Origin of the sequence: Chryseobacterium sp. ZHDP1 (assembly GCF_018603435.1) — a bacterium.
Classification (GTDB): Bacteria; Bacteroidota; Bacteroidia; order Flavobacteriales; family Weeksellaceae; genus Chryseobacterium; species Chryseobacterium indicum.
Window position 1 is genome coordinate 1,184,210 of record NZ_CP075682.1, and the last position, 24,424, is coordinate 1,208,633.

Consider the following 24,424-nt stretch of genomic DNA (forward strand, 5'->3'; position numbering starts at 1 on the left):
ACAAATATCGTGTTTTTTTAAGAAACAGAGAAATGTGAGAGAAACTTTAAGAGTTATTTAGCAGCTTTCTTTTTCCTGCCGGATTAGCAAGGCATTTTCATTGCGAAAAGCGAAACACCGCAGCAATCTGAAAACCTTATTTTTAACGCAAAAGATCGCTAAGAAAAGTATTGTTAAATTTCGAATATTTTTGTTCGCTAAGGTGTTCTACTCAGCAAGTAACAGCAGAATTTAAATCTGTCATTACTATTTCTGAAACTAAGCCTAGATTCCTATGGAATGACCAACTTTGCAGATATATTCTTACTTCTTCTCTTTGTTCTTTACAAAACGGCGGACTGCAATTTTAGCCCCGATTGCAGCTTTGTTTGAGCTCATTTACTTAGGAATCGGCTGCGGCAGCTTCGCTGCCGCAGCCGATTCCTAAGTAAATAGCGAGTGCGGAAAGCGGGAAATAGCTCCTAAAAAATAAGAGGTTCTGAAAAAATCAAAACCTCTTATCCTATTTTATTTACGTCAAAATTACAATCCGATGACCGGCATTGATAACATTAAAATACTTTCGTTTTCTTCAAGACCATCAAGAGGTTCGATAATTCCCGGTCTGTTTGGCTGAGACATTTTCATGGTGATATCGTCTGAACCAAGAATCGTTAACATTTCCGTTAAGAATTTAGAGCTGAAGCCGATGTTGATGTCTTCTCCGTTATAATCGCAAGGAATCTGCATATCTGCTTTGTTTGCATACTCCGTATCTTCTGCGTGAAGGTGAAGAATGTTTGCAGAAAGCTTAAATCTTACCTGATTTGTCGATTTATTAGACATGATGGAAGCTCTTTTAATCGCTCCTAATAAAAGATTTCTGTTGATGGTTAATACATTAGGGTTTTCTTTAGGAATTACCGCTGTATAATTCGGATATTTTCCGTCGATTAATCTACAGATCCAAACGTGTTTTCCAAAAGTGAATTTTGCCATGTTCTCGTTGAATTCGATCGTTACGTCTTCATTGGAGCTCGCTAAAATATTTTTGAAAATGTTTAATGGCTTTTTAGGCATGATGAATTCCATAGGTTCGGCATTCATCAGATCTTTTCTTTTATATACTACCAATCTGTGAGAATCTGTAGAAACGAAGTTGGTTTCATTTTCTCCAAACTGGAACAGTACTCCCGTCATTACCGGACGAAGAGAGTCGTTACTTGTTGCGAAAAGCGTATTGGTAAGGGCTTCAGATAAAACTCCTGCAGGCATGGTAACACTTTGTGCGGCATCAAATTCCGGCAATTCCGGATAATCGTCTGCGTTATCCAATGCTACGGCGAAGTTATCTTTTTCATCTAAAATCTCAAGCTGACTTCCTGTTCCTTCCGCATTGTCCTTCACAACCAACGTAAGAGGCTGTTCTCCGTAAGTCTTGATGAAGTCCTGAAAAATCTTTGCAGGAACGGCAAATTTACCCGTATCATCAGACTTTGCCTCAAGAGAAGTTACAAGAGTCGTTTCGCCGTCAGATGCGGTAATGGTAACCTGAGTTCCGTCTAATTCAAAAAGATAGTTTTCTAAAATCGGTCTCGACTGAGAGCTTGATATTACGCCACTTACAGTTTGCAAAGCCTTCTGTAGTTCACCACTTGAAATAATAAATTTCATAGATTTAAAAATAAATTTTTACAAATATAATAAATAGAAAACAGAATGAAAAGAATAATTCTGAGAGTTATTAACATCCATCAAAATAATTTTACAACTTCCCTGCTCTGCTTTTTGATGCCCGAAAACATCCTAAAGCACTAAAGATAAGGATTTTCTTTTAGCAATTGACTATATTTGCAAATAAAGTTTTAATATGCGAAAACCTCCTATACATAAGAGTTTACGAAATGCTTTCCGGGGTGTTTTTCTCATGATGAAGCATGAAAGAAATTTTCAGCTTGAATTTGCCGCTTTCCTTGTTAATTTGTTTCTGATTTTTTACCTGAATCTTTCTTCTACAGATACTATTTTAATTTTAATGGTTTCCTTCGGCGTTTTAACGACTGAAATTCTGAATACTGCCATTGAGAAAATCTGCGATTTTGTTCAGCCTGAATTTGATAAAAGAATTGGATTTATCAAAGATATTTCCGCCGGAGCCGTAGTTTTGATGGCTATTTTATCAGTTATCGTCGGAGTTATGGTTTACTGGAAATATGTTTCAGGATTTCTTCAGCAGTTCTGAAGGTTGTTTATAAATATTTTTCTATAATCGGAATGGCAATTTCAGCCATGATTCCATAACCTTTTTCATTGGGGTGAATGCCGTCTTCTGAAAGCAGGATTTCTTTATCCTGCAGAAAAGCAGAATGAAAATCTATATAATTCAGAGAATTTTCTTTGGCAATTTGTTTTAGAATCTGATTGTATACCAAAACCTCATCATTTGTTCTTAATTTTCCGGAGGCAGTGATAATTCCGTCTAATTTTTCAGCAATCGGGAGAATGCTTATTAAGTAAATTGTTTGTGAATATTTTTCTGCTTCCTGAACCGCCTTTAATATATTTTCCCTGAACTTTTCCGGATTTACAAGGTAATTATCTTCTTTTACAGCCAGATCGTTTGCGCCGTATCCCAGAAAAATAATATTTCCTTCATCTGAATTTCTTGCTGCTATTTCGGAAGAAATTCTTTTTACCAAACCTTCGGTTGTTTCGCCGCCGATTCCAAGGTTGAAAATAATCAGTTCTTTGCTTCCTTCATTGTATTTTTGCAGAACATATCTTTTTAGAATATCGACCCAGCCGCCAAAAACGCCATCGTATTCTCCATAAGTGATGCTGTCGCCAAAAAATAATCCGTACATAGTTTAGGCAAATGTTAATTGTTCAATTAAAAATCAATCCAAAATTAGGGTAATATTTTTATGCGATTCTATAATTTCTATTAAAATTTCAAATAGCGTTTGTCCGTTTCCATTAATTAAATCATCCAGTTTTTGCTGAATCAATGTAACGTTGAAAGGTCTTCCCTGTCGGATTTTATTTTCGTAAAATTCTTTGGTGAGATCAAAACCTAAATCTTCTTTTGATTTTCGAGAATCTTTCCAAATCAATTCACCCTGAAATCCATACAAAATATCATCAAAACCATCTAAAGTTCCGACTTTCCAATTTTCATCTTTCAAAAAAAGTAATGAAGCTTCCTCGTAGAACGCTTCCAGATTTGAAAAATGACTGCCATTGATGACAGTCATTTTGTTTTTATTGTTATTTGAAGTACTCCACTCCATTTTTAAAGATGTTGTGATAATTTGCGGTTGGAATATTTTTGAATAATCCCTCAGCAAAACGTTCCGGATGTCCCATTCTTCCGAAAATTTTTCCGCAAGGACTGGTGATTCCCTCAATTCCGAATAATGAATTATTTGGATTGAAAGGCATTCCGTGGGCAATATTTCCGTCTAGATCCAAATATTGCGTGGCAATCTGTCCGTTTTCATATAGCTTCTGAATTTCCGCTTCCGAAGCCATGAAACGACCTTCACCGTGAGAAATCGGAATGGTAAATACCTGATCTTTCATTCCTTTTAACCAAGGCGATTCGTCATTTACAACTTTTACATTGACCATTTGGGAAATATGTCTTCTTATCGCGTTGTGAGCCAACGTTGGAGAATTTTCATCCAAATCTTTGATTCTTCCGTAAGGCAATAATCCGGATTTAACCAACGCCTGAAAACCGTTACAGATCCCGATAATCATTCCGTCTCTGTCGAGCAGTTCGTGAACGGCATTTCTCATCTTCTCATTTTTCAACACATTGACAATGAATTTTGCAGAACCATCCGGTTCGTCACCCGCTGAGAACCCTCCTGAGAAAGCCAGAATCTGAGAAGTTTTGATTTCTTCAACCCAAGCATCAATGCTTTCATCCAACAATTGGTGATTGATGTTGATTAAAGGTAAACTGCTGATTACAGCGCCCTCTTTTGCGAAAGCGTTCAGTGTATCGTATTCGCAGTTTGTTCCCGGGAAAACAGGCGCAAATACTTTTGGCTGAGCGATTCCGTGTTTCTTAATGATGATATTTCTTGGGTTGACTGAATTTAATTTTTCATCGATTTCAACCGTTATTTTTTCTTTTTCAACTGTTGGGAAAAGGTTTTCGAAGGTGTTGCTGTTGGAAGCGAGAAGCTGGAGGATGGAAGTTTGAAGATTGTTGATGGTTAAAACTTCGTCTGCAACAACTTGACCTATCAATTGAAGATTTACAGAACTTAATTCTTCTTTAGATTCTATAATTAAGCTACCAATTCGCTTGCTGAGCAATGCCGAAGCATCATCTACTGTAATGTCTGCGCCCAATCTGTTTCCAAAGCTCATTTTTGCCAAAGCAACCGCAACTCCACCTTCTTTAACTGTTTTTACCGAAACGATTTTTTCTGCTTTGATATTTTCGAATATGAATTCATAAATATCTTTTAAAGCATTGTAATTCGGAAGTCCGTTTTCCTGAGCGATATGATTGAAGAAATATACTTTATTTCCTTCATTTTTAAATTCAGGTGAAATAATATTTTTCTTTTCTCCGTTTGCACAAGCGAAAGAGATTAATGTTGGCGGCACATTCAGATCCTGATACGTTCCGCTCATTGAATCTTTCCCTCCGATAGCTGCTAAACCGAAATTGATCTGAGCATCATAAGCTCCCAATAAAGAAGCCAATGGTTTTCCCCACTTTTCAGGATTCTGACCTAATTTCTCAAAATATTCCTGAAAACTGAATCTGATATTTTTATAATCGCCACCCATTGCAACAATCTTCGCAACACTTTCTACAACAGCGTAAGAAGCTCCTAAAAGTGAGTTTTGCTTTGAAATTTCAGCATCGAATCCCCAACTCGCCAGAGAAACTGTTTCAATATCTTTTGCTCCGATGATCGGCAATGTCTGAACACTTCCTTCCATTAAAGTCTGCTGATATTTTCCACCCAAAGGCATCGCAACCGTAGTCGCGCCAATCGAGGAATCGAACATTTCCAGCAATCCTTTTTGAGAAGCAACATTTTTATCGCTTAAAATCTTCAGGAAATTCTCTTCATTAAATACTGGAGTTTCTTCTTTCAGTTCATTAAGATGCGTAATTTTAACTTCCTGACTTTTTGAACAGCCGTTTGTATCTAAAAACGCTCTTGAAAGGTCAACAATTTTATCGCCTTTCCAGAACATCTGCATTCTTCCTGAATCTGTTACTTTTGCAACCTCAACAGCCACAATGTTTTCAGCCTCACAGAATTTGATGAACTTTTCTTTATCTTTTGGTTCAACCACAACCGCCATTCTTTCCTGAGATTCAGAGATAGCAAGTTCAGTTCCGTTCAAACCTTCATATTTTAAAGGTAAAACATCCAGATTAACCTCCAAAGAATCAGCAATTTCGCCAATTGCCACGGAAACTCCTCCCGCTCCGAAGTCATTTGATTTTTTAATCAGTCTCGTTACTTCAGGATTTCTGAATAATCTCTGAATTTTGCGCTCTTCAACGGCATTTCCTTTCTGAACTTCAGAACTCATCGTATGGATAGAAGTTTCGTCCTGTTCTTTTGAACTTCCGCTTGCTCCTCCAACACCGTCACGACCTGTTGATCCTCCTAAAATAATGATAGAATCACCATTTGCCGGTTTTTCACGTCTTACCCAATCCACAGGAACGGCTCCCGCAACGAAACCAACTTCCATTCTTTTCGCTTTGTAGCCTTCATCGTAGATTTCAGAAACCATTGTAGTTGCTAAACCGATTTGGTTCCCGTAAGAGGAATATCCGTTTGCCGCCTGTTTCGTGATTGTTTTTTGAGGCAATTTTCCCGGTAATGTTTTATCAACCGGTTCCAAAACATCTGCAGCACCCGTTAATCTCATCGCTTGGAAAACAAAAGAACGCCCAGACAAAGGGTCTCTGATGGCTCCCCCTAAACAAGTTGAAGCACCACCAAAAGGTTCAATTTCTGTCGGGTGATTGTGGGTTTCGTTCTTGAATAATAAATACCACGGTTCTTTTTTACCATCGTATTCCGCTTCAATCTGGATTGTACAGGCATTGATCTCGTCAGAAACCACAAGATTCTCCAAATTGCCTGTTTTATGGAAATATCTTCCGCAAACCGTAGCCAGATCCATCAAGGAGATAGGCTTCAATTCGCGTCCTAAGAATTTTCTTTTTTCGATATAATCATTGAAAATGGTTTCCAATGTATGTTTAAACTGTCCTTCAAATTCGATATTGGACAATTCTGTTTCGAACGTTGTGTGACGACAGTGGTCGCTCCAATAGGTGTCTAAAACTTTAAGTTCCGTTTCCGTAGGATTTCTCTGTTCCGATTTAAAATATTCCTGAATGAATTTCAAATCATCCAACCCTAAAGCAAAACCGTGATTATTAAAAAATTCCTCAAGCTGAGCATCATCAAAATTGATAAAATCTTCATGAATAATTACTTTTGAAGGAGCTTCTTCCGCAGGAATGTTTAAAGTCGATAAATCTTTTTCCTGAGATTCTACTTTATTGATTAGAAGGTCTTTGATTTTTACTAAATCAGATTCGGAAATACCTTCGAATTCAATGAGTTTGCCGCTTCTTACTTTAGATTTCTCATTTCCCGTTAATAAAGCAATACACTGTTGCGCAGAATCTGCACGCTGATCGTACTGTCCCGGTAAAAATTCCAATGCGAAATAAATTCCCTGTGCAGGATTTTCTTCGATTAAAATATCAGTAACCGGATCTACGAAAGTGCTGTTGACTACCTTTTCGAATTCGCCGTCATTTAATCCGAAAATATCGTACACGTTGTATACTTTTACTTTTTGGATGGACGGAATAACCGCTTTTACTTCATCAAAAATTTTTGGACTTTCCACATCGAAAATTCCTCTTTTTTCTACGAAAATTCTTTTGTTTTGAGACATTAGATGTCAGATTTTATTTAGATTTATTTATTTTTTTAATAATCAATGGGATGATTTTAAATCAGCAATACATTGATCAGATAGCAGTCCTACGGACTGCTGATTTCATATTTATTTGCTTTTTGCTACACAGATAACAGTCATACGGACTGCGAGCACATCTTACTCATTTATCTACACGTATAACATTCTTCCGAAATATTTATTAATATTAAAAATTCTTAAAGCTGATTCCGTAGGAATCGTATCTGTGTAGAAATTATATTGTCTGAGATAGCGCAGTTCGTAGGACTGCTATCTTTCTTTATTAAAAAATTATTTTACAATAAAAAATTAACCTAGTTCATCGTAAAATTCAAATAAATATTCATTCTTAAATTCAATTTCAAATGCGTTCAGCATCTCTATATATTCTTCTCTGAAACTCTTCTTCGCATGATGCTTTTCCTGATTCAGAATATAATTTACAACTTTATCCTTTTGGCTTTTCGCATAGGAAAATGCACCGTAACCTTCCTGCCAGAAAAACTTTCCTAAACACAATTTTCTGTCATTAATAAAATTTGAGGATTCAATTTTAACCGTTTTAATCAGTTCCGGAATTGTAACCTGCAAATTCTTATAACTGAAGAAGATATGAATGTGGTCTTGATTTGCATAAATAGCTAATACTTTTTGATTTTTATTGCTAAATATTCCACAAATATATTTTTCAATTTCTTCTCGTACTTCCGATTTAATTTTAATATCACGTCCTTTTGTAGCAAAAACAACCTGAATGTAAATTTGTGTATAGGTGTTGGGCATAAAATTTTATTTTCATCACTTCTTCAAAGGTAAATTATCTTTGTCAAATTCCCAATGAATACAGATTGAAAACAAATTCATATACCAATCTTTTTGCTACACAGATAGCAGTCCTACGGACTGCAAACGCCTCTTTATTTATTGTCTACACAGATGACATTCCTCTGGAATGTTTATTAATATTAAAATTCTTAAAGTTGATTCCGTTAGGAATCTTATCTGTGTAGAAAATTTATTGTAATAACGTTGCAGTCCGTAGGACTGCTATCTTATCAAACCAAATCTTAAAAAATATGCAGCCCAAAAGGACTGCATACCATATTATACTTTAAGATCAGCTTCTAACCCAATCAAATCTTTATTTGCATCAATAATCGGCTGAACTTCATTGGCAATGAATTCTTCCGTCTGAATGGGTGCAAAACCGATGAAGTTTTTAGGATCGAGAACTTCTTTTAATTTTGATTTATCTAATTTTAACGAATCGTCGTTCAGGATTCTTTCGATAAGGTCGTTTTCTTTACCTTCTACTTTTACCTGCTTGGAAGCTTCCATAGAATGAACTCTGATCACTTCATGGATTTCCTGACGGTCACCACCAGCTTTCACTTCTTCCATGATGATGTATTCTGTCGCCATGAAAGGAAGTTCTTCCATAATATGTTTGTTGATTCTGTTCGGATAAACAACAATTCCGTTCATGATGTTGTTCCAGATCAATAAGATTGCATCAACAGCTAAAAAAGCCTGAGGAATGGTTAATCTCTTATTTGCAGAATCATCTAAAGTTCTTTCAAACCATTGTGTTGAAGCCACCATTGCAGAGCTCGTTGTTAAAGACATAACGTATTTTGCCAAAGCTCCGATTCTTTCGCTTCTCATTGGATTACGTTTGTAAGCCATTGCAGATGAACCGATTTGGTTTTTCTCGAATGGTTCTTCAATTTCTTTAAGATTTTGAAGTAAACGTAAATCGTTGGTGAATTTGTGTGCAGATTGAGCAATATTTCCTAATAAAGCGACTACTTTCGCGTCTATTTTTCTGTCGTAAGTCTGTCCGGAAACGCCAAAAACTTTCTCAAAACCGAATCTTTTTGACAATTCTTTATCTAAATGCTTCACTTTAGAATAATCTCCGTTGAAAAGCTCTAAGAAGCTTGCTGCTGTTCCTGTTGTTCCTTTTACTCCTCTGAAACGTAATGTTTCCAAGAAGAAATCAAGTTCTTCAATGTCAAGGACTAAACTCTGAAGCCAAAGGGTTGCTCTTTTTCCAACCGTCGTTAACTGAGCCGGTTGGAAATGCGTAAATCCTAAGGTTGGTAAATCTTTATATTGAATTGCAAAATCCGCTAAGTTTTTAATAACGTTAACCAATTTTTTCTTTAAGATTAAAAGTCCGTCGCGAATCTGGATTAAATCGGTGTTATCTCCTACAAATGCTGAAGTTGCTCCCAAATGAATTATCCCTTTTGCTGAAGGTGCTACATCACCATATGTATGAACGTGAGCCATTACATCGTGTCTGAACTTTTTCTCGTATTCAGCAGCCTTTTCGTAATCGATGTTTTCTGCATTAGCTTTCAATTCGGCGATTTGCTCGTCTGTAATGTCAAGACCAAGATCTTTTTCGATTTCAGCAAGGGCAATCCAAAGCTTTCTCCAGTTCTGGAATTTATTATTGTGAGAAAAGTTAAATAACATCTCTTCGCTTGAATAGCGTTCTTCCAATGGATTTTTGTAGGAATTCATTCTTTTCTTTTACTTTTTTTAGATATGCAAAAATACGGTTTTTCAGTGAGAGATAAAAATGGTTTTTTCTTAGAAATGCTTATCTGTGTTTAAATGAAACCAGACAGCAATAATGAAGGAAAACTTTCATAAAAAAGCCGTAGAAAATATTTTTCAACATTAAATGAATTATTATCAGATTTATTTTTTATTTTAGCTTCTACAAAAGAAATATTAAATCAAATTAATTATGAAAAATTTAAAAAAATTATCAAAGTCAGCCTTAAAAAACATTGCAGGAGGATGGGTACCTCCTCCAGGAGAAAGTTGTCCTGCAGGTAGTTGCCAATATAAAGAGAACGGACCTTGCAGACCATATAATGCTAGTCTTTGTATCTAAACTAATAAAAAAACAGGAGAATAGTTCTCCTGTTTTTTATTGATAAATGACAACATCATTTTTCTTAATCTGATAGCCTGTCTTCTTATAAGCTATCAAAACATAGCTGTCTTTGATGTGCTTTCCGCTTTTCCAGACCTTGCTTTTTCCCTGTCTGTCGAGAATAATGCTGTTCGCGCTTCCGTCGGGAATAAAAATTTCGGCTTTTTTCATGTTTTTACTGAAAATAACTGCCGTTGATGTGCTGTAACTTTTGTCTGAGTTTACCTCGTTCAATTTAATTTTCTGCTCGAAAACTCTTACGCAATCGTTTCTCAGCTGAGAATAGGTATATCCTGCGGAAGCTTTACAGCCATGAACATCTTTGTCTCCGCCCACTAAATGCGTTTGCTGTGAAAAGACTAATGAACCAAGGAACATCATACCAAATAAAATTGTTTTTTTCATGTTTTTAAATTTTAAGTTTTCAATCTGTTCAAAATTATGCCAAAGAACCTTATGAGTTGCTATGTATTCAAAAATACAAAAAAAGCCACTCATTGTGAGCGGCTTATAAAATTATTTTGTCCAGTTGATTTTGGAATGTTTCACATCGGATGAATTGGTTCCGATCATGATATCAAATTCACCCGGTTCCCAGTCGTATTTCAGGTCTCCATTGTAGAATTTAAGGTTTTCCGGAGTAATATCGAAGGTGACTTTTTTAGATTCTCCTTTTTTCAACATTACTTTCTGGAAGCCTTTCAGTTCTTTTACGGGTCTTGTGATGCTTCCTACCATATCTCTGATATAAAGCTGAACTACTTCTGCTCCATCATAATTTCCGGTATTCGTTACAGTAACGGATGCCTGAATGGTCTGATTTCCTTTTGGATTTGCATTGGAAACTGTAACATCAGAATAATTGAATTTTGTGTAACTTAACCCATAACCGAAAGGATACAACGGCGTGTTACACTCATCCATATAATTGGAACGGAATCTCTGGTATTCACATTTATCAACCAGCTTCTGATCTAACGGGCGTCCTGTATTTTTAGCATTGTAATAGATTGGAACCTGCCCTAAACTTCTTGGGAAAGTCATCGGTAGTTTTCCTGAAGGATTTACTTTTCCGAACAGCACATCCGAGATTGCATTTCCTGCTTCGGAACCTGCAAACCAGACATTAAGAATTGCATCCGGAGTATCTTTAATGTTTGTTAAGGCTAAAGGACGACCTGTGAAAAGAACTACTGCAATTGGCTTTCCTGTCTTTTTTAGTTCATTTAAAAGATCTACCTGAGACTGAGGAATGGTAATTTCTGTTCTTGAAGACGATTCTCCGCTCATTTCAGCAGATTCTCCGATTGCCAGAACAATAACATCGGATTTATTGGCAACATCTACCGCTTCTTTTAATAAAGCTTCTTTTGAACGGTTGTCTCTGTCGGTTTTTTTACCGTGCGCTGCATAGATATCTTCCAGTTTTGCATCATAATCAATATTTGCTCCTTTTGCAGAAAGGAATTTCACTTCTTTACCGAAGTTTTCCTGTAATCCCTGCATCAGATTAACGGCTTTCTCATGTTTTGCTGCAACGCTCCATGTTCCTGCCATGTTCAGAGAGTTATTTACCAATGGTCCGATTACGGCAACAGTTCCTGATTTTTTCAAAGGCAAAACCTGATTGTCGTTTTTCATCAAAACCATAGACTGTGCTGCTGCATTTCTGGCAATGTTTCGGTTTTCCATATTGTACACCTCTTTTGCAGCCAGTTTTGCATCTCCGAATTTATATGGATCTGAAAATAAACCTAAGTCGTATTTCGCTTCAAGAATTCTCTTTGCTGCCATATCGATCTCAGCCTGAGTCACTTTTCCTTCTGCCAAAGATTTTTTTAACGTCGTTAAAAATCCTTCACCTACCATATCCATATCAATACCTGCTTTTAAAGCCAATGCGGAAACTTCCTGAAGATTTCCCATCCCGTGATCTACCATTTCGTTGATTCCGGTATAATCGGTTACTACGAAACCTTTGAAATTCCACTTGTTTCTTAAGACTTCAGTCTGCAGCCATCTGTTTCCTGTTGCAGGAACTCCGTCCACTTCGTTGAAAGAGGCCATTACAGAAGCTACTCCTGCATCTACTGCTGCTTTGTAGGGCGGAAAATATTCGTTGAACATTCTTACGTGGCTCATATCGACTGTGTTGTAGTCTCTTCCTGCTTCACCTGCGCCGTACAGCGCGAAATGTTTAACGCAAGCCAGAATATTGGTTCCGTTGGCAAGATCTTTTCCCTGATAACCATAGACCATATTTTTTGCAATTTCGCTTCCTAAGTATGGGTCTTCACCGGAACCTTCAGAAACTCTTCCCCATCTTGGTTCGCGGGAAATATCCACCATTGGCGAGAATGTCCAGTTGATTCCGTCGGAAGCTGCTTCTTTAGCGGCAACTCTTGCCGACTGCTGAACTAAATTCATGTCCCATGAAGCGGCTAATCCCAATGGAATCGGGAAAGTGGTTTCGTAACCGTGGATGACGTCCATTCCGAAAATCAATGGAATTTTAAGACGGCTGTTTTCCACTGCCACTTTCTGAACGGCTCTGATTTTATCTGCTCCTTTTATATTGAAAAGCCCTCCTACTAAACCCTGTTCGATTTTTTTTCCGATGTCTGAACTTTTAGCCAAACCGGTTGTAAAATCTCCTGAACTTGGTAAATTAAGCTGTCCGATTTTTTCATCTAAAGTCATTTTCGACAAAAGATTATCCACAAAAGCTTTCTTTTTAGCCTGATATTGAGCCGTCTGATAAGACTGAACGGGTTTCGTTACCATTTCCTGTGCCGAAAATACAGGAGCCAATGCTAAAGTGGCGATTACAATTAACTTTTTCATAACTCTATCTTCTTTTAATTATAGTTCTATTTTTAATTTTTTTATCTAAACGAAAAGTTGAAAAGTTTTTTTTAATTATCCTGTCCATTTTCTGTTCGCGTAGGTAATTTTATAAGCTAAGTATGAAGTATTCATTCAGCAAACACTTTTCGTTTAACGATTTATACTAAATTATTTCTCTTTTCTTTTTGACAGCATCCATTCGTATAATTTAGGATTGGAATAGGTTGAATCCCAGGAATTGTGATTGTCATTCGGGAAAACTGTTAATTCGGCAGAGGGATTGACAGGATGCAATGCCTGATAAAAATTAAATGCATTTTCCGGTAAAACAACATCATCCATTCCGCCATGAAAGATTTTCATATTCAGATTTTTGTACTGATGGATGTTTGCGTACATTAATCTGTCTGTAGGTGCGCAAACCGGAATGACCGCCGCAAACATTTCGGGATGTTCCATTGCTAGTTTCAGTGTTCCCCAACCTCCCATTGAAAGTCCGGTAAGGTAGATTCTTGAAGGATCCACTTTATATTTTGACTGAATTTCTTTTATTAAATTATAAACTGTTTCTGTATCCCACCATGTATTTTCCGGACATTGAGGTGCTAAAATTGCCACCGGTTCTTTTATTAAGTTTTTATAGGTAAACGGACTGTGCACTTTTACGATTTCCAAATTATTGCCTCTTTCTCCAGAACCGTGAAGAAAAACAATAAGCGGAACGTTTCCTTTTGCATTCTGAGGAAAATCCAGAATGTAAGAAATTTTTTCCTGTCTTTTTACTTCTTTGTTGAGTTCTGCTTTTATTTCCTGCGCATTTGCTTTTAAAGAAAATAAAAACGGCAGCAACAAAGCGTATTTTAATTTATATTTCATATTAGAATTTGTATGTTTTGGTTGTTACAATTTAACCATTCTTTTTTAATAGCCCCGATTGCAGCATTTGTCTGAGCTCATTTTAGAGTTTCGGCGGCGGCTTCGCCGCCGCCGAAACTCTAAAATAGCGAGTGCGGAAAGCGGGAAATAGCTTCTGAAAAAATTATTTAATATGATATTTTTCCGATTTGAAGCTTAATTTCTTTAATCCCTGTTGAATTTCAGGTGCATTCATGAATAATTTCCACAAAAATCCGGTTCTGTAGTTTTCTATCATCGGCGCAATCGTTCCCTGATCAATCGCGAGATATCTAGGCGTTGTCCAATTGTTGTAATGAATAGACGTTGCATCATAAGGTCCCGCAGAGCCAATAAATTCAGGTTTTTGGGTGTAAATAAATCTTAAAAAATCCATTGATTCTTTCGGAGAATACGGAAAGCTGCTCAATGCCGCAGTAGGAGTAATTACACCACGGTCATTTTGTGGAAAGTGCGCGTCATATCCCGCAGTTCCGTCTTCATTTCTTGAATAACTGGCGGTTAACCCCCAATAATTGGGTCCATATCCTTTCCAGTTTTTGGGATTTTCAACGCAATATTTGTAATCAATAAGAACCTGATTTTTATTTAAATCAAAATAGTTTTTAATTAATTTATCTGATAAGTTCGTCGGATCCAAACCGATATAAGAATAATGCGCCCAAAATAGAGGTCCTCCATATTCTGCTGCTCCATTGTGTTTTACATACATTGGAAGACCATATTTTTCTTTATCTGAAAGGTAGGTTCTATTTCTTGTCCAGCCTTTGTAGTAGGTTTCAGCATCAATCGGATAAGTAGGTGACGAAGCGGCTAAAATATAGGTAATTAAACATTCGTTGTAGCCTTCCAACGGGAAGTTCATTTCCCACTGATAATCGGGCGACCAATGCCAGTAAAGGACTTTCTGTCCACCTTTTGTGTACCAGTTCCATTGAATTCCTTTCCAAAGTTCATCACATTTTTTTGCTAAAGATTTTTCTTCAGTATTTCCGTTTTTAAAATATTCACGAACCATTAAAATTCCTGAAGTTAAGAAAGCGGTTTCCACCAGATCTCCTCCATTGTCTTTTTTCCCGAACGGCACTGTTTTTCCAGTTTCGCCATTGATCCAGTGCGACCAGGCTCCTTTATGACGATCTGCTTTTGCAAGAAAATCCATCATGGTACTCAATCTTTTTACCGCATCTTTTCTTGGAATAAATCCTCTTTCTACACCCACTAAAATGGTTGCCAATCCAAATCCTGATCCTCCTGTCGTCACAACGTGCTTATCATTATCCGGATAGATATTATCTTCGTGATAGCGTTCTCTTCCCAACATGGAATTGGGTTCTGCATAGTCCCAAAAATACTTTAAAGCATCTTTCTGAACTTTATCCATTAACTGCTCGTCTGTGACATTGCTTTTTACAACCTGAACTTTTGATGCTTCCTGAATGGAAGTCTGTGAGTTCTTACACGAAACCGAGAGTGATGATATAGTGATGACTGAAAGTATTATCCTTTTCATAATTTAATTTTGTTTAAAATCCATACTGTGTAGAATGGAATCCTAATTTTATTAATCCCTGCTTCACGTCTGGCGCATTCATAAATAACTGCCATAAAAACTGGCTTTTATAATTTTCTACCATTGGTGCAATCGTTCCCTGATCTATTGCGAGATATCTTGGCGTAACCCAATTGTAATGAACAGAATAAGCATCGTAAGGTCCTGCAACACCTACATATTTATTATAATTTTCATTATACAGAAATCTGAGCATATTCATACTTTCCGTTGGTGTGTAAGGCATACTCGATAATGCTGCTGTAGGAGAAATTATTCCTAAATCGTTATTTGGCTGATGTGCAGCGTAATCGTCTCCTCCTGTATTTGGATTTCTGGAATAACTTGCTGTAAGTCCCCAACTTTTTGAATTATAACCCTGCCATCCTTTTGGATTAGCAACGCAGTACTGATACATTATTTTGGCATGATTGGTTGTAGCATCGCCATAATTTACATATTCATCCGACAAGCCTCTCGGATCTAATCCCAAAAATGAATAATGTGACCAAAACATAGGACCTACTGTACCATTCGCACCATTATGATTCACTACAAGAGGTAATCCGAACTGTGATCCTGTATTTTTTATACTTCCGCTTCTTGCCCATCCCTGCTGATAAACAGGTTTAGCGATTGAATAGTTTGGAGATGCAGCAGCCATGACATAGGTAATTAACGTCTCATCAAAGCCTCTTAACGGCATATTCATCTGCCAATCATAATTGGGAGACCAATGCCATGTAAGCATATTGGGAGCTGCGGGATTTTGCGTGTACCAGTTCCATTCAATTCCTTTCCATAGCGCATCAGCTTTCTGAGAAATTGCCAGTTCTGAAGCATCTGAAGAATTTTTAAAATATTCTCTCACACAGATAAGTCCCTGTGCAAGAAATGAAGTTTCTACCAAATCTCCTCCATTATCTTTCTGGCTGAAAGGTATAACCTGACCGTTAGTTCCATTGATCCAATGCGGCCATGCTCCATGAAAACGATTGGCATTCTGAAGGAAATTAAGAGAGGTTGTTAATCTGGAAACCGCTTCAGCTCTGGAAATATATCCGTTTTTAATACCCACTAAAATAGTCATGAGTCCAAAACCTGAACCACCGGTGGTTACAATATTTGCATCCTGAGACGGATTATCTGTGTGATATCGTTCTCTTGCTAATTTTGATCCCGATTCGGCATAATCCCAAAAATACTTTAAAGCATCTTTTTGTACCATTTCGATGAGTTGTGCATCGGTGTAGTTGTTGGTGGGAGCTGTTGGATTTTGCTGGTTATTTACAATATCTTCAGAAGAACAACTGCCACATAAATATATGGCAGTTGTTAGTATTATAAAATTTTTAATTCTCATGAGGATTAGTATCCAGGATTCTGAACAAGTACCCCATTGCTTTGATTAATTGCGTTTTGCGGTATTGGGAATACTTCGTTTTTCCCGGCAACAAATCCATAACTTCCAAGGACGCTGGCTGCCTGTCCCGTTCTTACAAGATCCACAAATCGGTCTCCTTCCATCGCTAATTCTACTCTTCTCTCTTTCCATATCGCGGTACGTAATGCAGATTGTGAGGTTGCAGTTGTAACCGGTAACATAGCTCTCGTTCTCACTTTATTTAAGTTCGTGATCGCGGTTGCAGAATTTCCTAATTCATTTGCCGCTTCTGCATTAATTAGCAATACTTCAGCAAATCTTAAAATTCTTATATTTTGTCTGGAGCCATATCCGCAAGAAGTATTATTTAAACTTTTAGGAACATACGCCTTCTGATTAAATGTTTTTACTGATAAAGGATCTCCAACCGCAATAACATCTCCTTCCGGAGTTGTTTCTCCGTCTCTTAAGATCGTAAGCTCTTTTCTGATATCTCCGGTTTCAAACGCCGCTTCCAGAGAAGGTGACGGTGTGAAGAAGCCCCATCCAAACTGTCCTCTTACTCCCTGAACTTCTGCATATTGACTTCCTCCTAATGAAGAACATTCACAGTCTACTTCAAATACAGATTCCGGACCGAATTCTCCTGCAATTCTGAAAAGGTGGTTGAAATCAGGATCTAGTGAATATCCCATTGCAATTACCTGGTTAGAAGCATCGTATGCCTTCTGGTAATCTTTTTTATACAAATAAACTTTTGATAGTAATCCTAGCGCTGCACCTTTGGTAACTCTACCCTGATCCGCAGCAGAATAAGTCTGAGGCAGGACCTCTGAAGCTGAAATTAAATCTGAAATGATAAAATTATACACCTCTTCTTTGGATTTTCTAGGGATGTTATAATTTAAATCTGAAGGAATACCATCAAAAATAGGAACCCCTCCATAAATTCTTACCAGATTAAAATAGAAATATGCTCTCAGCATTTTAGCCTCTGCAAGAAGTCTCTTTTTTAATGTTTCGTTCATGGTAATCTTTGGAATGTTACTGATTACCTGATTACATCTCGCTACAGCATTCCACTGACCTGTCCAGTATCCTTCCACTCCGCCATCGGAAGCAGTGTAAGTAAATTGATCATAAGCAAGCATAAAGGATGCATCTCCCGGGTTTGAACCTTTCAGGACGTCATCCGCAGGAACACCAAAAACATATTGAGACGGAAATGCAGAGTTTTCCCAGCTTCTTAGAAAGCTATAAATAGCAGTCGTCGCAGAGACAGCATCAGCTTCGGTAGTAAAGAAATTATCAGCTTCGTTTTTAGTTTCCGGTTTTATATCTAAATAATCATTTCCGCAAGATGATGCAAGAAATAGACTTAATAACAGTATTGATACTTTTTTCATTTTTTTAATTTTAGAAAGTTAAATTAACCCCCATTGTATAGATCGAAGATAAGGGATAAATGTTTTGATCTACCCCCAGTTGAACACGGTCTGATGTATTCAATATTTCTGGTGAAAAACCGTTGTATTTAAAAGATGTCCATGGATTTTGAGCAGAAACATACAGTCTTAATTTCTGAATCTTTGTATTCGTAAATAAATTAGATGGTAATGTATATCCTAACTGAATATTTCTGATTCTGAAGAAACTTCCATTCTCAACATAGAAACTGTTGGGCTTGATGATATTCTGATCATTGGTAACCATAGGATATATATTAGAAGTACCTTCGCCTCTCCATCTGTTGTTGTAGAAATCTAAATCCCAGCTTTCGTTACCATAACGCTGCTCTCTGTTGTAGTTGTAAATTTTGTTTCCGGAAACTCCCTGGAAGTCCACAGAAAAATCTACATTATATCCGGATAAATTAACTCCGAATCCGTAAGTAAAGTCCGGAATCGGGCTTCCTAGGTATGTTTTATCTGAATTGTCAATAACTCCGTCCCCGTTAATATCTGCAAACTGAAATCCTCCGACAGCAGCTCCCACCTGCTTAGGTGCAGCATTTACCTGTGCCTGATTCTGGAAAATTCCCGCTACCTGGAACCCGTAGTAAGAACCTACAGGAACTCCTTTTTCAAGTCTTGTGATGGTGCTTCCGAATAGATAAGGTCCTGTTTCGTTATAGGAGTTGTTGTAAACCGAAGTGATTTCATTTTTAAGAGTGGTTAAATTTCCATACACTCCGAATTTGATTTTATCGGTAAGGTTTGCTTCATAATTAACAGAGAATTCAAATCCTTTATTATTGAAAGAGAATGCATTGGTAACCAATTTATTCTGCGCTCCGGAAATAGAAGGCTGCTGAATTCCGTATACAACATCTTTAGAATCTTTGTTATAATAAGTAGCTTCAACTTTCAGCCTGTTTTTCAGGAACGCCATCTCCAATCCGAAATCTGTTCCTTCAATAGTTTCCCAGCCAATTGATGTATCAATAATATCTGTTGTGGTTTCACCCGGATAAGCAACCCCTCCAAAGTAAGCATTCAGACCGGTTTGTGTGGTTAAAACGTAGTTAAGACCTCTTACCGGATTTCCTAAACTTCCCCAGCTTCCTCTTACTTTTAACAAATTAAAAATATTCTGGTTGCTCATGAAGTTTTCTTTGGAAATAACCCATCCTGCACTTACAGCAGGGAACCAGTGTGTTCTGTCTCCGGAGCTGTATCCTGTAGTTCCATCATTTCTAATGGATGCATTAATAAGATATTTTCCTTTATAATCATAATTTACTCTTCCAAAATAAGACTGTACCCTATCTCTGAAGCCTACTTCCCAAGAAGCTCCGTCCGCATAATTATTTCCTCCTCCGCTCGTGGTTGGGATACTTCCAGAAAAATATAAAGACTGTTCTGTACCGTTATACACGATATCTCTTCCAAAAGTATTAAGATTAAGTCCGTAATCCTCGTTTCTGGTCATACCTGCAAGAATTTCAAGGTTATGACTTCCTAATTGCTTTCTCCATGTTAAAGTATTATCTAAAACATAAGATCTTAACATCTGGTTTGTTCTTAATAAGCTTGAACGTGAAGTACTTGCAGGAATGTAATTAATAACAGGATTATAAGAATAAGATTTAACATCAGAATTATCCTGAGTATAACTTATTCTATATGTAAAATCGTCCCAGAATTTATATTCTCCCCAAAGGTTTATCAAATATCTGTTACCATTATCCTTTCCTCTGAAAAGATCTAAAGTAGCTCTTGGGTTAGCTAATGAAACAAGAGTCTGATAACCGTAAGTTCCATCTGCATTCATTGGGCTGTATACTGGTGGAGAAAGATATGCTGTTAATGTAGGATTGTTTGCATTATCTCTTCGTGTAGTACTCCATGTTGAATTTGTACCAACCGTTAAATGATCTGTTAATTTATACGTTAAATTAATCTTTGATGTAAATCTGCGGAACTCATCTCCACTGTTGATTCCTTTACCGGCAGCTAAATTCCCCTGATCTGTTAAATAACCTAAACTTAAAAAGTAAGTTAATTTGTCTGATTTTCCGGATGCAGAGATATCATTTGAATTAATCATGGCATCTCTAAAAATCTCATCAAACCAGTTGGTACTTGTCGGAAACATGGAAGAATTAATAAATCCGGTTGTTGATCCCTGGTTTTTTAATTTTTCATTGTAAAGTTCCACATACTGATCTTTATTAACCATTTTAGGTATGTTGGAAACTCTTTTTAACCCGATATAAGAATTGAAATTAAAGACATTTTTACCTTTACCGGATTTTGTTTTAATAATTACAGCACCTTTAGAAGCTTTCGCTCCATAAATAGCCAACGAAGAAGGATCTTTTAAAACACTCATCGACTCAATGTCCAGCGGATTCAGAAAAGAAATATCTTCTGTTATACTTCCGTCAACAATAAATACCGTTGTTCCGTTTAAAGTTCCAATTCCTCGGATATCCACTCTTGGAGAAGATCCCGGAGCCGCACCGTTTGTAATCTGAACCCCCGCTACTTTCCCCTGAACAGAGCTAAGCGCGTTTGGATTGGGCTGATTTTCCAATTGCTTTGAAGATATTGTAGCAATACTCCCCGTTACATTCTCCTTTTTCTGAGATCCATATCCAATCATCACAACTTCCTCAATCTTCTGCTCCTTCGGAACAGTGTCTTTTGGGGTAGTTTGCGCATTGACATTCATACCGAAGTATAAAACCGCAATGAGACATGAATACTTTAAATCACGTTGTTTCATATAGTTTAATTTTATTCGTACAATCAAAACTTGATGTTTTTTACCGAAAAATATATATTCTCAATAAAAGACATTAGTCAAAATTATAAAAATATATCAAACAATGTTAATTATACTTAATTTTTTTACCTATCTGTTAATATTTTAGATTTACGGAAAAACATTTAATTATCATTTACATTAAGTAAATCATTCAATATATTCGTTATTATTACATATTATTTAATAGCAAACTTATACTTTTCAATTAAAAAAATTAATAATTTATTCATAACATAGCTCTTAAAAATTTTAACTATGCCAAAAGAAACGACCAAATAAAGTTAAACTCCGATAGTAAATAGGAATAATAAAATTTGTTAAACTAATTCTACTGTTATAAATTTGGTTCGGTATTTGACAATTTTTAAAATTTAATCACTATCAATGAAAAAATATATTATCGCGGCGGCTCTTATGATAGGAACCGGAGCTGTTATCAATACAACAATGCAGTCTTGTACGACTCTGGCAACATCTGATCTCGGATTATCGATTATTAAAAGACTTCTTCTGAACGGAATTGATAAAGGAGTGAATGTATACAGCAACAGAGATGCTTTCTTACAAAATAATATGGTAGATAAAGCCCTTCCAAAACAGCTTAGAGACATCAATTCAATGTTAGAAAAAATTGCTCCTTCTCTGGTTGCAAAAGAAAGAGCCTATATTGCGGATGCAGCAGTATATACGGTAAATATTTCAAAACCTATTCTCGTAAATGCCGTTAACAGCCTGAATGCAAATGACGTAACGAGAATTATTCAGGGAGAGAAAGGAACAGCAACTTTAATTCTAAAAGAAAAAACTTCCCAACAGCTTATTGCCGCCATTACTCCGAAAGTCGAAGAACAGCTTAACCAATACGGAATTGTTAAGAGCATTAATACTGCACTATCGGGAAGCAATCTACTCGGAAGTCTTCTGGGTGGAAATAAAACTTCTGTAAATTCGGGAGGATTAAGCCAATTGGCTTCCGAACAGCTTGTGAACGGGATTTTCAACATCATTGAAGATTATGAGATCCAAAATTCCAAGTCGCTTCTGGGACCGCTTGGGAAATAGAAAAATTTTGACTATATTTATATAGATTTTAAAAAGCAGATGGATATATTACAAGGAAATCAACACGCAAACCCTGAAGATTTTTATAACTCTTTGAGGGAAAAACTGGAAGGTCATCACGATTTTCCGGAAGATTATTTATTTAAATTTATTATTCCTACCGATCAGGCAAAACTTACAGAGATTTATAAGGTTTTCGACGGGATCAAATTTACACTGGGAAACCGCGAAAGTAAAAACGGAAAATACACAGCCTGCAATATTAATGCATTCGTTCTGGATGCGGATCAGGTGGTAACCATTTATCAGGAAGTCGCAAAAATAGAAGGCGTCATTCTTTTATAAAACAAAAAGTCAGCTTCACGGCTGACTTTTTTAGTATATTTTTCAAAGAAGTTTTTATTTCTCGATAAAGTACTTCACATTTTCAATTGGTCTTCCCAGCATTGCTACAGAGCCTTTAATAATAATCGGTCTTTGGATCAGGGACGGATTTTCAGCCAGAACTTTGATCCATTCTTCTTCTGATAAATTTTTGTCTGCGAAATTTTCCAGATATAATTTATCGGTTTTTCTGATGATGTGAAAAACACTCTGATTCAGCTTTTTTAAAACAGTTTTAATTTCCAGCTCACTCAACGGATCTTCAACGATGTTGATGATCTCAAACGGAACTCCGTTTTCGTCGAGGTATTCTAAAACCGCATTCGATTTTGAACAATTTCCATTATGTAAAACCTTCACCAACATGATTATTTATATTTAAAAATTAACTGTTTCTTTAGCAAATTTAGAAAGAATAAAACGATTACTGCTTTAATGTATGATAAAACTTTGTTAAAACAAACCGTTTAGTTCCGCTTCGATTTTTTCTAAAATAAATCCAAAATCTTCAGGCTTTTCTACAAAATCAAGATCATCCACTTCAATAATCAAAAGTTTGCCTTCCGTATAATTGGAGATCCATTTTTCGTATTTCTGATTCAGTTTTGAAAGATATTCGATGCTGATGGATGCTTCATATTCTCTTCCTCTTTTGTAAATTTTCTTTACCAGATTCGGAACGTCAGATTTAAGGTAAATTAATAAATCCGGCGCAGAAACGAAAGATTTCATCAGATTGAAAACAGATTCGTAGTTTTTAAAATCACGGTCCGAAAGAAGATTCATATCGTTCAGGTTTTCTGCAAAAATGTGTGCATCTTCATAAATCGTACGATCCTGAATAATATTTTTGCCGCTTTCCCTGATCTCTTTTACCTGTCTGAATCTGCTTCCCAAAAAATAGATCTGAAGCGCAAAACTCCACTTGCTCATATCCGCGTAAAAATCCTCCAGATAAGGATTGTGATCTACATCTTCAAACTGGGCATCCCAACCGTAATGCTTAGAAAGCATCGTCGTTAACGTCGTTTTTCCTGCTCCAATATTTCCTGTAACTGCAATGTGCATATTTTCCTTAGTATATTTTTAAATTCAATAAGATCTAAATTCCGGCAGCCTGAATCTGGGAAGTATCTTCAAGAAGCTTCTGAAGAGAACTTTCCGCAGGATTTTTGCTTTCAATTTCCTGAGTTTTCTTTTCCAGTTTTCCTTCAGGACTATCGGGTTCCGCTGCTTTCTCAGCAGATTTTTCTACCTCCTGTTCCGCAACTTTCTGCTTAGGATCAGGCTCTGTTTGTGGTTTGGATTCCTTGTTTTTTTCAAGACTGTAAAGATAAAGTTTGTTGGCTTTTATTTCAAAATAAGACAGCGTATTTTTATCCACAATCTGTGCATCCGAATCTTCAAAAATCTTCACCATTTCCTTCTCCGGAACATATTTCAGGATGGAATTATTGGTAATCACCAGTATAAATTCATTCTCTCGTCTGAAACGTTTTCCGTTTTCCAGAGGTGCTTCAAAGAGTTTTTCAAATTTTAATGAATAGACACGGATGTATTTTCTGGTTAAAACATACACTTTATTTTCATATACCAGAAGATCCGTCAAATCGTCAATACTTGCATCAAAAGGATAAGAATTAATGGTGGTTTCATTTCTGAAATTATACTGGATCAGACGTTTTGTACTGTCGTCCAGAAGCCAGAGCTGCTGCAGATCTTCCGCATAAGCCATTTTAATAAACCCGAATTTCTGCTTAAAATCAACCTTTTGGATTTCGTTTAAGTTCTGATCTACAAATTTCATTTCCTGAGCGTTTTCAGAAAACAAAGGCACGCTTAACGGATTTTGTACCGTCTGTACTTTATAAGGAACCGTAAGCATCATTTTTCCGATCTGCTTCCCGAGCGAATCGTATTTGGTAAAACTGAAATCTTTGTTTTTATAGATGTACAGATTCCCGTAATCGTCGGCAAGCATATCTTTTGCTTCCTTCAGTTTCAAAGTGTCTAAAGGAAGAGCTTTCTGCGCAGATAACGAGCAGAAAACGAATGCAAATATGAAGGATAATACTTTCAAATTCTT

At 36.6% G+C, this 24,424-nt stretch carries 20 protein-coding genes; 4 read left to right on the forward strand and 16 right to left on the reverse strand.

Going from position 1 to position 24,424, the window contains the following annotated elements; genetic code table 11:
- Positions 1-522 precede the first annotated feature (522 nt).
- Entirely contained in the window at positions 523-1,653 is a 1,131-nt protein-coding gene (gene dnaN, locus KKI44_RS05335; protein ID WP_076394496.1) for a DNA polymerase III subunit beta, read from the reverse strand.
- A 196-nt stretch (positions 1,654-1,849) separates the two neighbouring features.
- Between dnaN and KKI44_RS05340 the strand changes: the two genes are divergently transcribed.
- Positions 1,850-2,221 (forward strand): diacylglycerol kinase family protein, encoded by a 372-nt coding sequence (locus KKI44_RS05340; protein WP_214590176.1) that lies wholly within the window; start codon positions 1,850-1,852, stop codon positions 2,219-2,221.
- A gap of 7 nt (positions 2,222-2,228) precedes the next feature.
- Here the strand turns inward: KKI44_RS05340 and KKI44_RS05345 are convergent, their stop codons facing one another.
- The 5 genes from KKI44_RS05345 to purB form a co-directional block, all read right to left on the reverse strand.
- Entirely contained in the window at positions 2,229-2,843 is a 615-nt protein-coding gene (locus KKI44_RS05345) for an SGNH/GDSL hydrolase family protein (RefSeq protein WP_214590177.1), read from the reverse strand.
- 33 nt (positions 2,844-2,876) lie between these two features.
- Complete coding sequence (locus tag KKI44_RS05350; protein ID WP_214590178.1) at positions 2,877-3,269, reverse strand: ribonuclease inhibitor; 393 nt, start codon at positions 3,267-3,269, stop codon at positions 2,877-2,879.
- Positions 3,247-6,945 carry a phosphoribosylformylglycinamidine synthase gene (locus tag KKI44_RS05355; protein ID WP_214590179.1) on the reverse strand — a complete coding sequence of 1,233 codons (3,699 nt, stop codon included), beginning with the start codon at positions 6,943-6,945 and terminating at the stop codon, positions 3,247-3,249. Before KKI44_RS05355 ends, KKI44_RS05350 begins: the two co-directional genes overlap by 23 nt.
- A gap of 333 nt (positions 6,946-7,278) precedes the next feature.
- A complete protein-coding gene (gene tnpA, locus KKI44_RS05360) occupies positions 7,279-7,752 on the reverse strand; it encodes an IS200/IS605 family transposase (RefSeq protein ID WP_214590180.1) in 474 nt (157 codons plus the stop codon).
- Between the two features lie 321 nt (positions 7,753-8,073).
- Positions 8,074-9,501 (reverse strand): adenylosuccinate lyase, encoded by a 1,428-nt coding sequence (purB, locus tag KKI44_RS05365; protein ID WP_185204883.1) that lies wholly within the window; start codon positions 9,499-9,501, stop codon positions 8,074-8,076.
- A 229-nt stretch (positions 9,502-9,730) separates the two neighbouring features.
- Between purB and KKI44_RS22840 the strand changes: the two genes are divergently transcribed.
- Positions 9,731-9,880, forward strand: coding sequence for a bacteriocin-like protein (locus KKI44_RS22840; RefSeq protein ID WP_410492760.1), 150 nt, complete (start codon positions 9,731-9,733; stop codon positions 9,878-9,880).
- Between the two features lie 36 nt (positions 9,881-9,916).
- Here KKI44_RS22840 and KKI44_RS05370 read toward each other — a convergent pair whose 3' ends face one another.
- The 7 genes from KKI44_RS05370 to KKI44_RS05400 form a co-directional block, all read right to left on the reverse strand.
- Positions 9,917-10,327: a hypothetical protein gene (locus tag KKI44_RS05370; RefSeq protein ID WP_214590181.1), complete on the reverse strand. Its 411-nt coding sequence runs from the start codon at positions 10,325-10,327 to the stop codon at positions 9,917-9,919.
- A 111-nt stretch (positions 10,328-10,438) separates the two neighbouring features.
- On the reverse strand, positions 10,439-12,766 hold the full coding sequence (gene bglX / locus KKI44_RS05375) for a beta-glucosidase BglX (protein WP_214590182.1): 2,328 nt from the start codon (positions 12,764-12,766) through the stop codon (positions 10,439-10,441).
- A 171-nt stretch (positions 12,767-12,937) separates the two neighbouring features.
- The gene (locus tag KKI44_RS05380) at positions 12,938-13,645 is read right to left on the reverse strand and encodes a prolyl oligopeptidase family serine peptidase (protein ID WP_214590183.1); all 708 of its coding nucleotides are present in this window, start codon (positions 13,643-13,645) and stop codon (positions 12,938-12,940) included.
- 163 nt (positions 13,646-13,808) lie between these two features.
- The gene (locus tag KKI44_RS05385) at positions 13,809-15,197 is read right to left on the reverse strand and encodes a glucoamylase family protein (RefSeq protein ID WP_214590184.1); all 1,389 of its coding nucleotides are present in this window, start codon (positions 15,195-15,197) and stop codon (positions 13,809-13,811) included.
- 13 nt (positions 15,198-15,210) lie between these two features.
- On the reverse strand, positions 15,211-16,599 hold the full coding sequence (locus KKI44_RS05390; protein ID WP_214590185.1) for a glucoamylase family protein: 1,389 nt from the start codon (positions 16,597-16,599) through the stop codon (positions 15,211-15,213).
- Positions 16,600-16,604: 5 nt separating this feature from the next.
- Positions 16,605-18,026: a RagB/SusD family nutrient uptake outer membrane protein gene (locus KKI44_RS05395; RefSeq protein WP_214590186.1), complete on the reverse strand. Its 1,422-nt coding sequence runs from the start codon at positions 18,024-18,026 to the stop codon at positions 16,605-16,607.
- 10 nt (positions 18,027-18,036) lie between these two features.
- Entirely contained in the window at positions 18,037-20,850 is a 2,814-nt protein-coding gene (locus KKI44_RS05400; RefSeq protein WP_214590187.1) for a SusC/RagA family TonB-linked outer membrane protein, read from the reverse strand.
- Positions 20,851-21,276: 426 nt separating this feature from the next.
- Between KKI44_RS05400 and KKI44_RS05405 the strand changes: the two genes are divergently transcribed.
- Both KKI44_RS05405 and KKI44_RS05410 read left to right on the forward strand, forming a co-directional pair.
- Complete coding sequence (locus KKI44_RS05405; protein WP_214590188.1) at positions 21,277-21,954, forward strand: DUF4197 family protein; 678 nt, start codon at positions 21,277-21,279, stop codon at positions 21,952-21,954.
- A gap of 39 nt (positions 21,955-21,993) precedes the next feature.
- Positions 21,994-22,299 carry a DUF493 family protein gene (locus KKI44_RS05410; RefSeq protein WP_087706271.1) on the forward strand — a complete coding sequence of 102 codons (306 nt, stop codon included), beginning with the start codon at positions 21,994-21,996 and terminating at the stop codon, positions 22,297-22,299.
- A 54-nt stretch (positions 22,300-22,353) separates the two neighbouring features.
- On the opposite strand, the gene KKI44_RS05415 is transcribed toward KKI44_RS05410, so the two are convergent.
- From KKI44_RS05415 to KKI44_RS05425, 3 genes are all read right to left on the reverse strand, one after another.
- The gene (locus tag KKI44_RS05415) at positions 22,354-22,704 is read right to left on the reverse strand and encodes an ArsC/Spx/MgsR family protein (RefSeq protein WP_076394465.1); all 351 of its coding nucleotides are present in this window, start codon (positions 22,702-22,704) and stop codon (positions 22,354-22,356) included.
- Positions 22,705-22,791: 87 nt separating this feature from the next.
- Positions 22,792-23,406 carry a deoxynucleoside kinase gene (locus tag KKI44_RS05420; protein WP_076394463.1) on the reverse strand — a complete coding sequence of 205 codons (615 nt, stop codon included), beginning with the start codon at positions 23,404-23,406 and terminating at the stop codon, positions 22,792-22,794.
- 34 nt (positions 23,407-23,440) lie between these two features.
- On the reverse strand, positions 23,441-24,418 hold the full coding sequence (locus KKI44_RS05425) for a hypothetical protein (protein WP_214590189.1): 978 nt from the start codon (positions 24,416-24,418) through the stop codon (positions 23,441-23,443).
- Between the last annotated feature and the right edge of the window lie 6 nt (positions 24,419-24,424).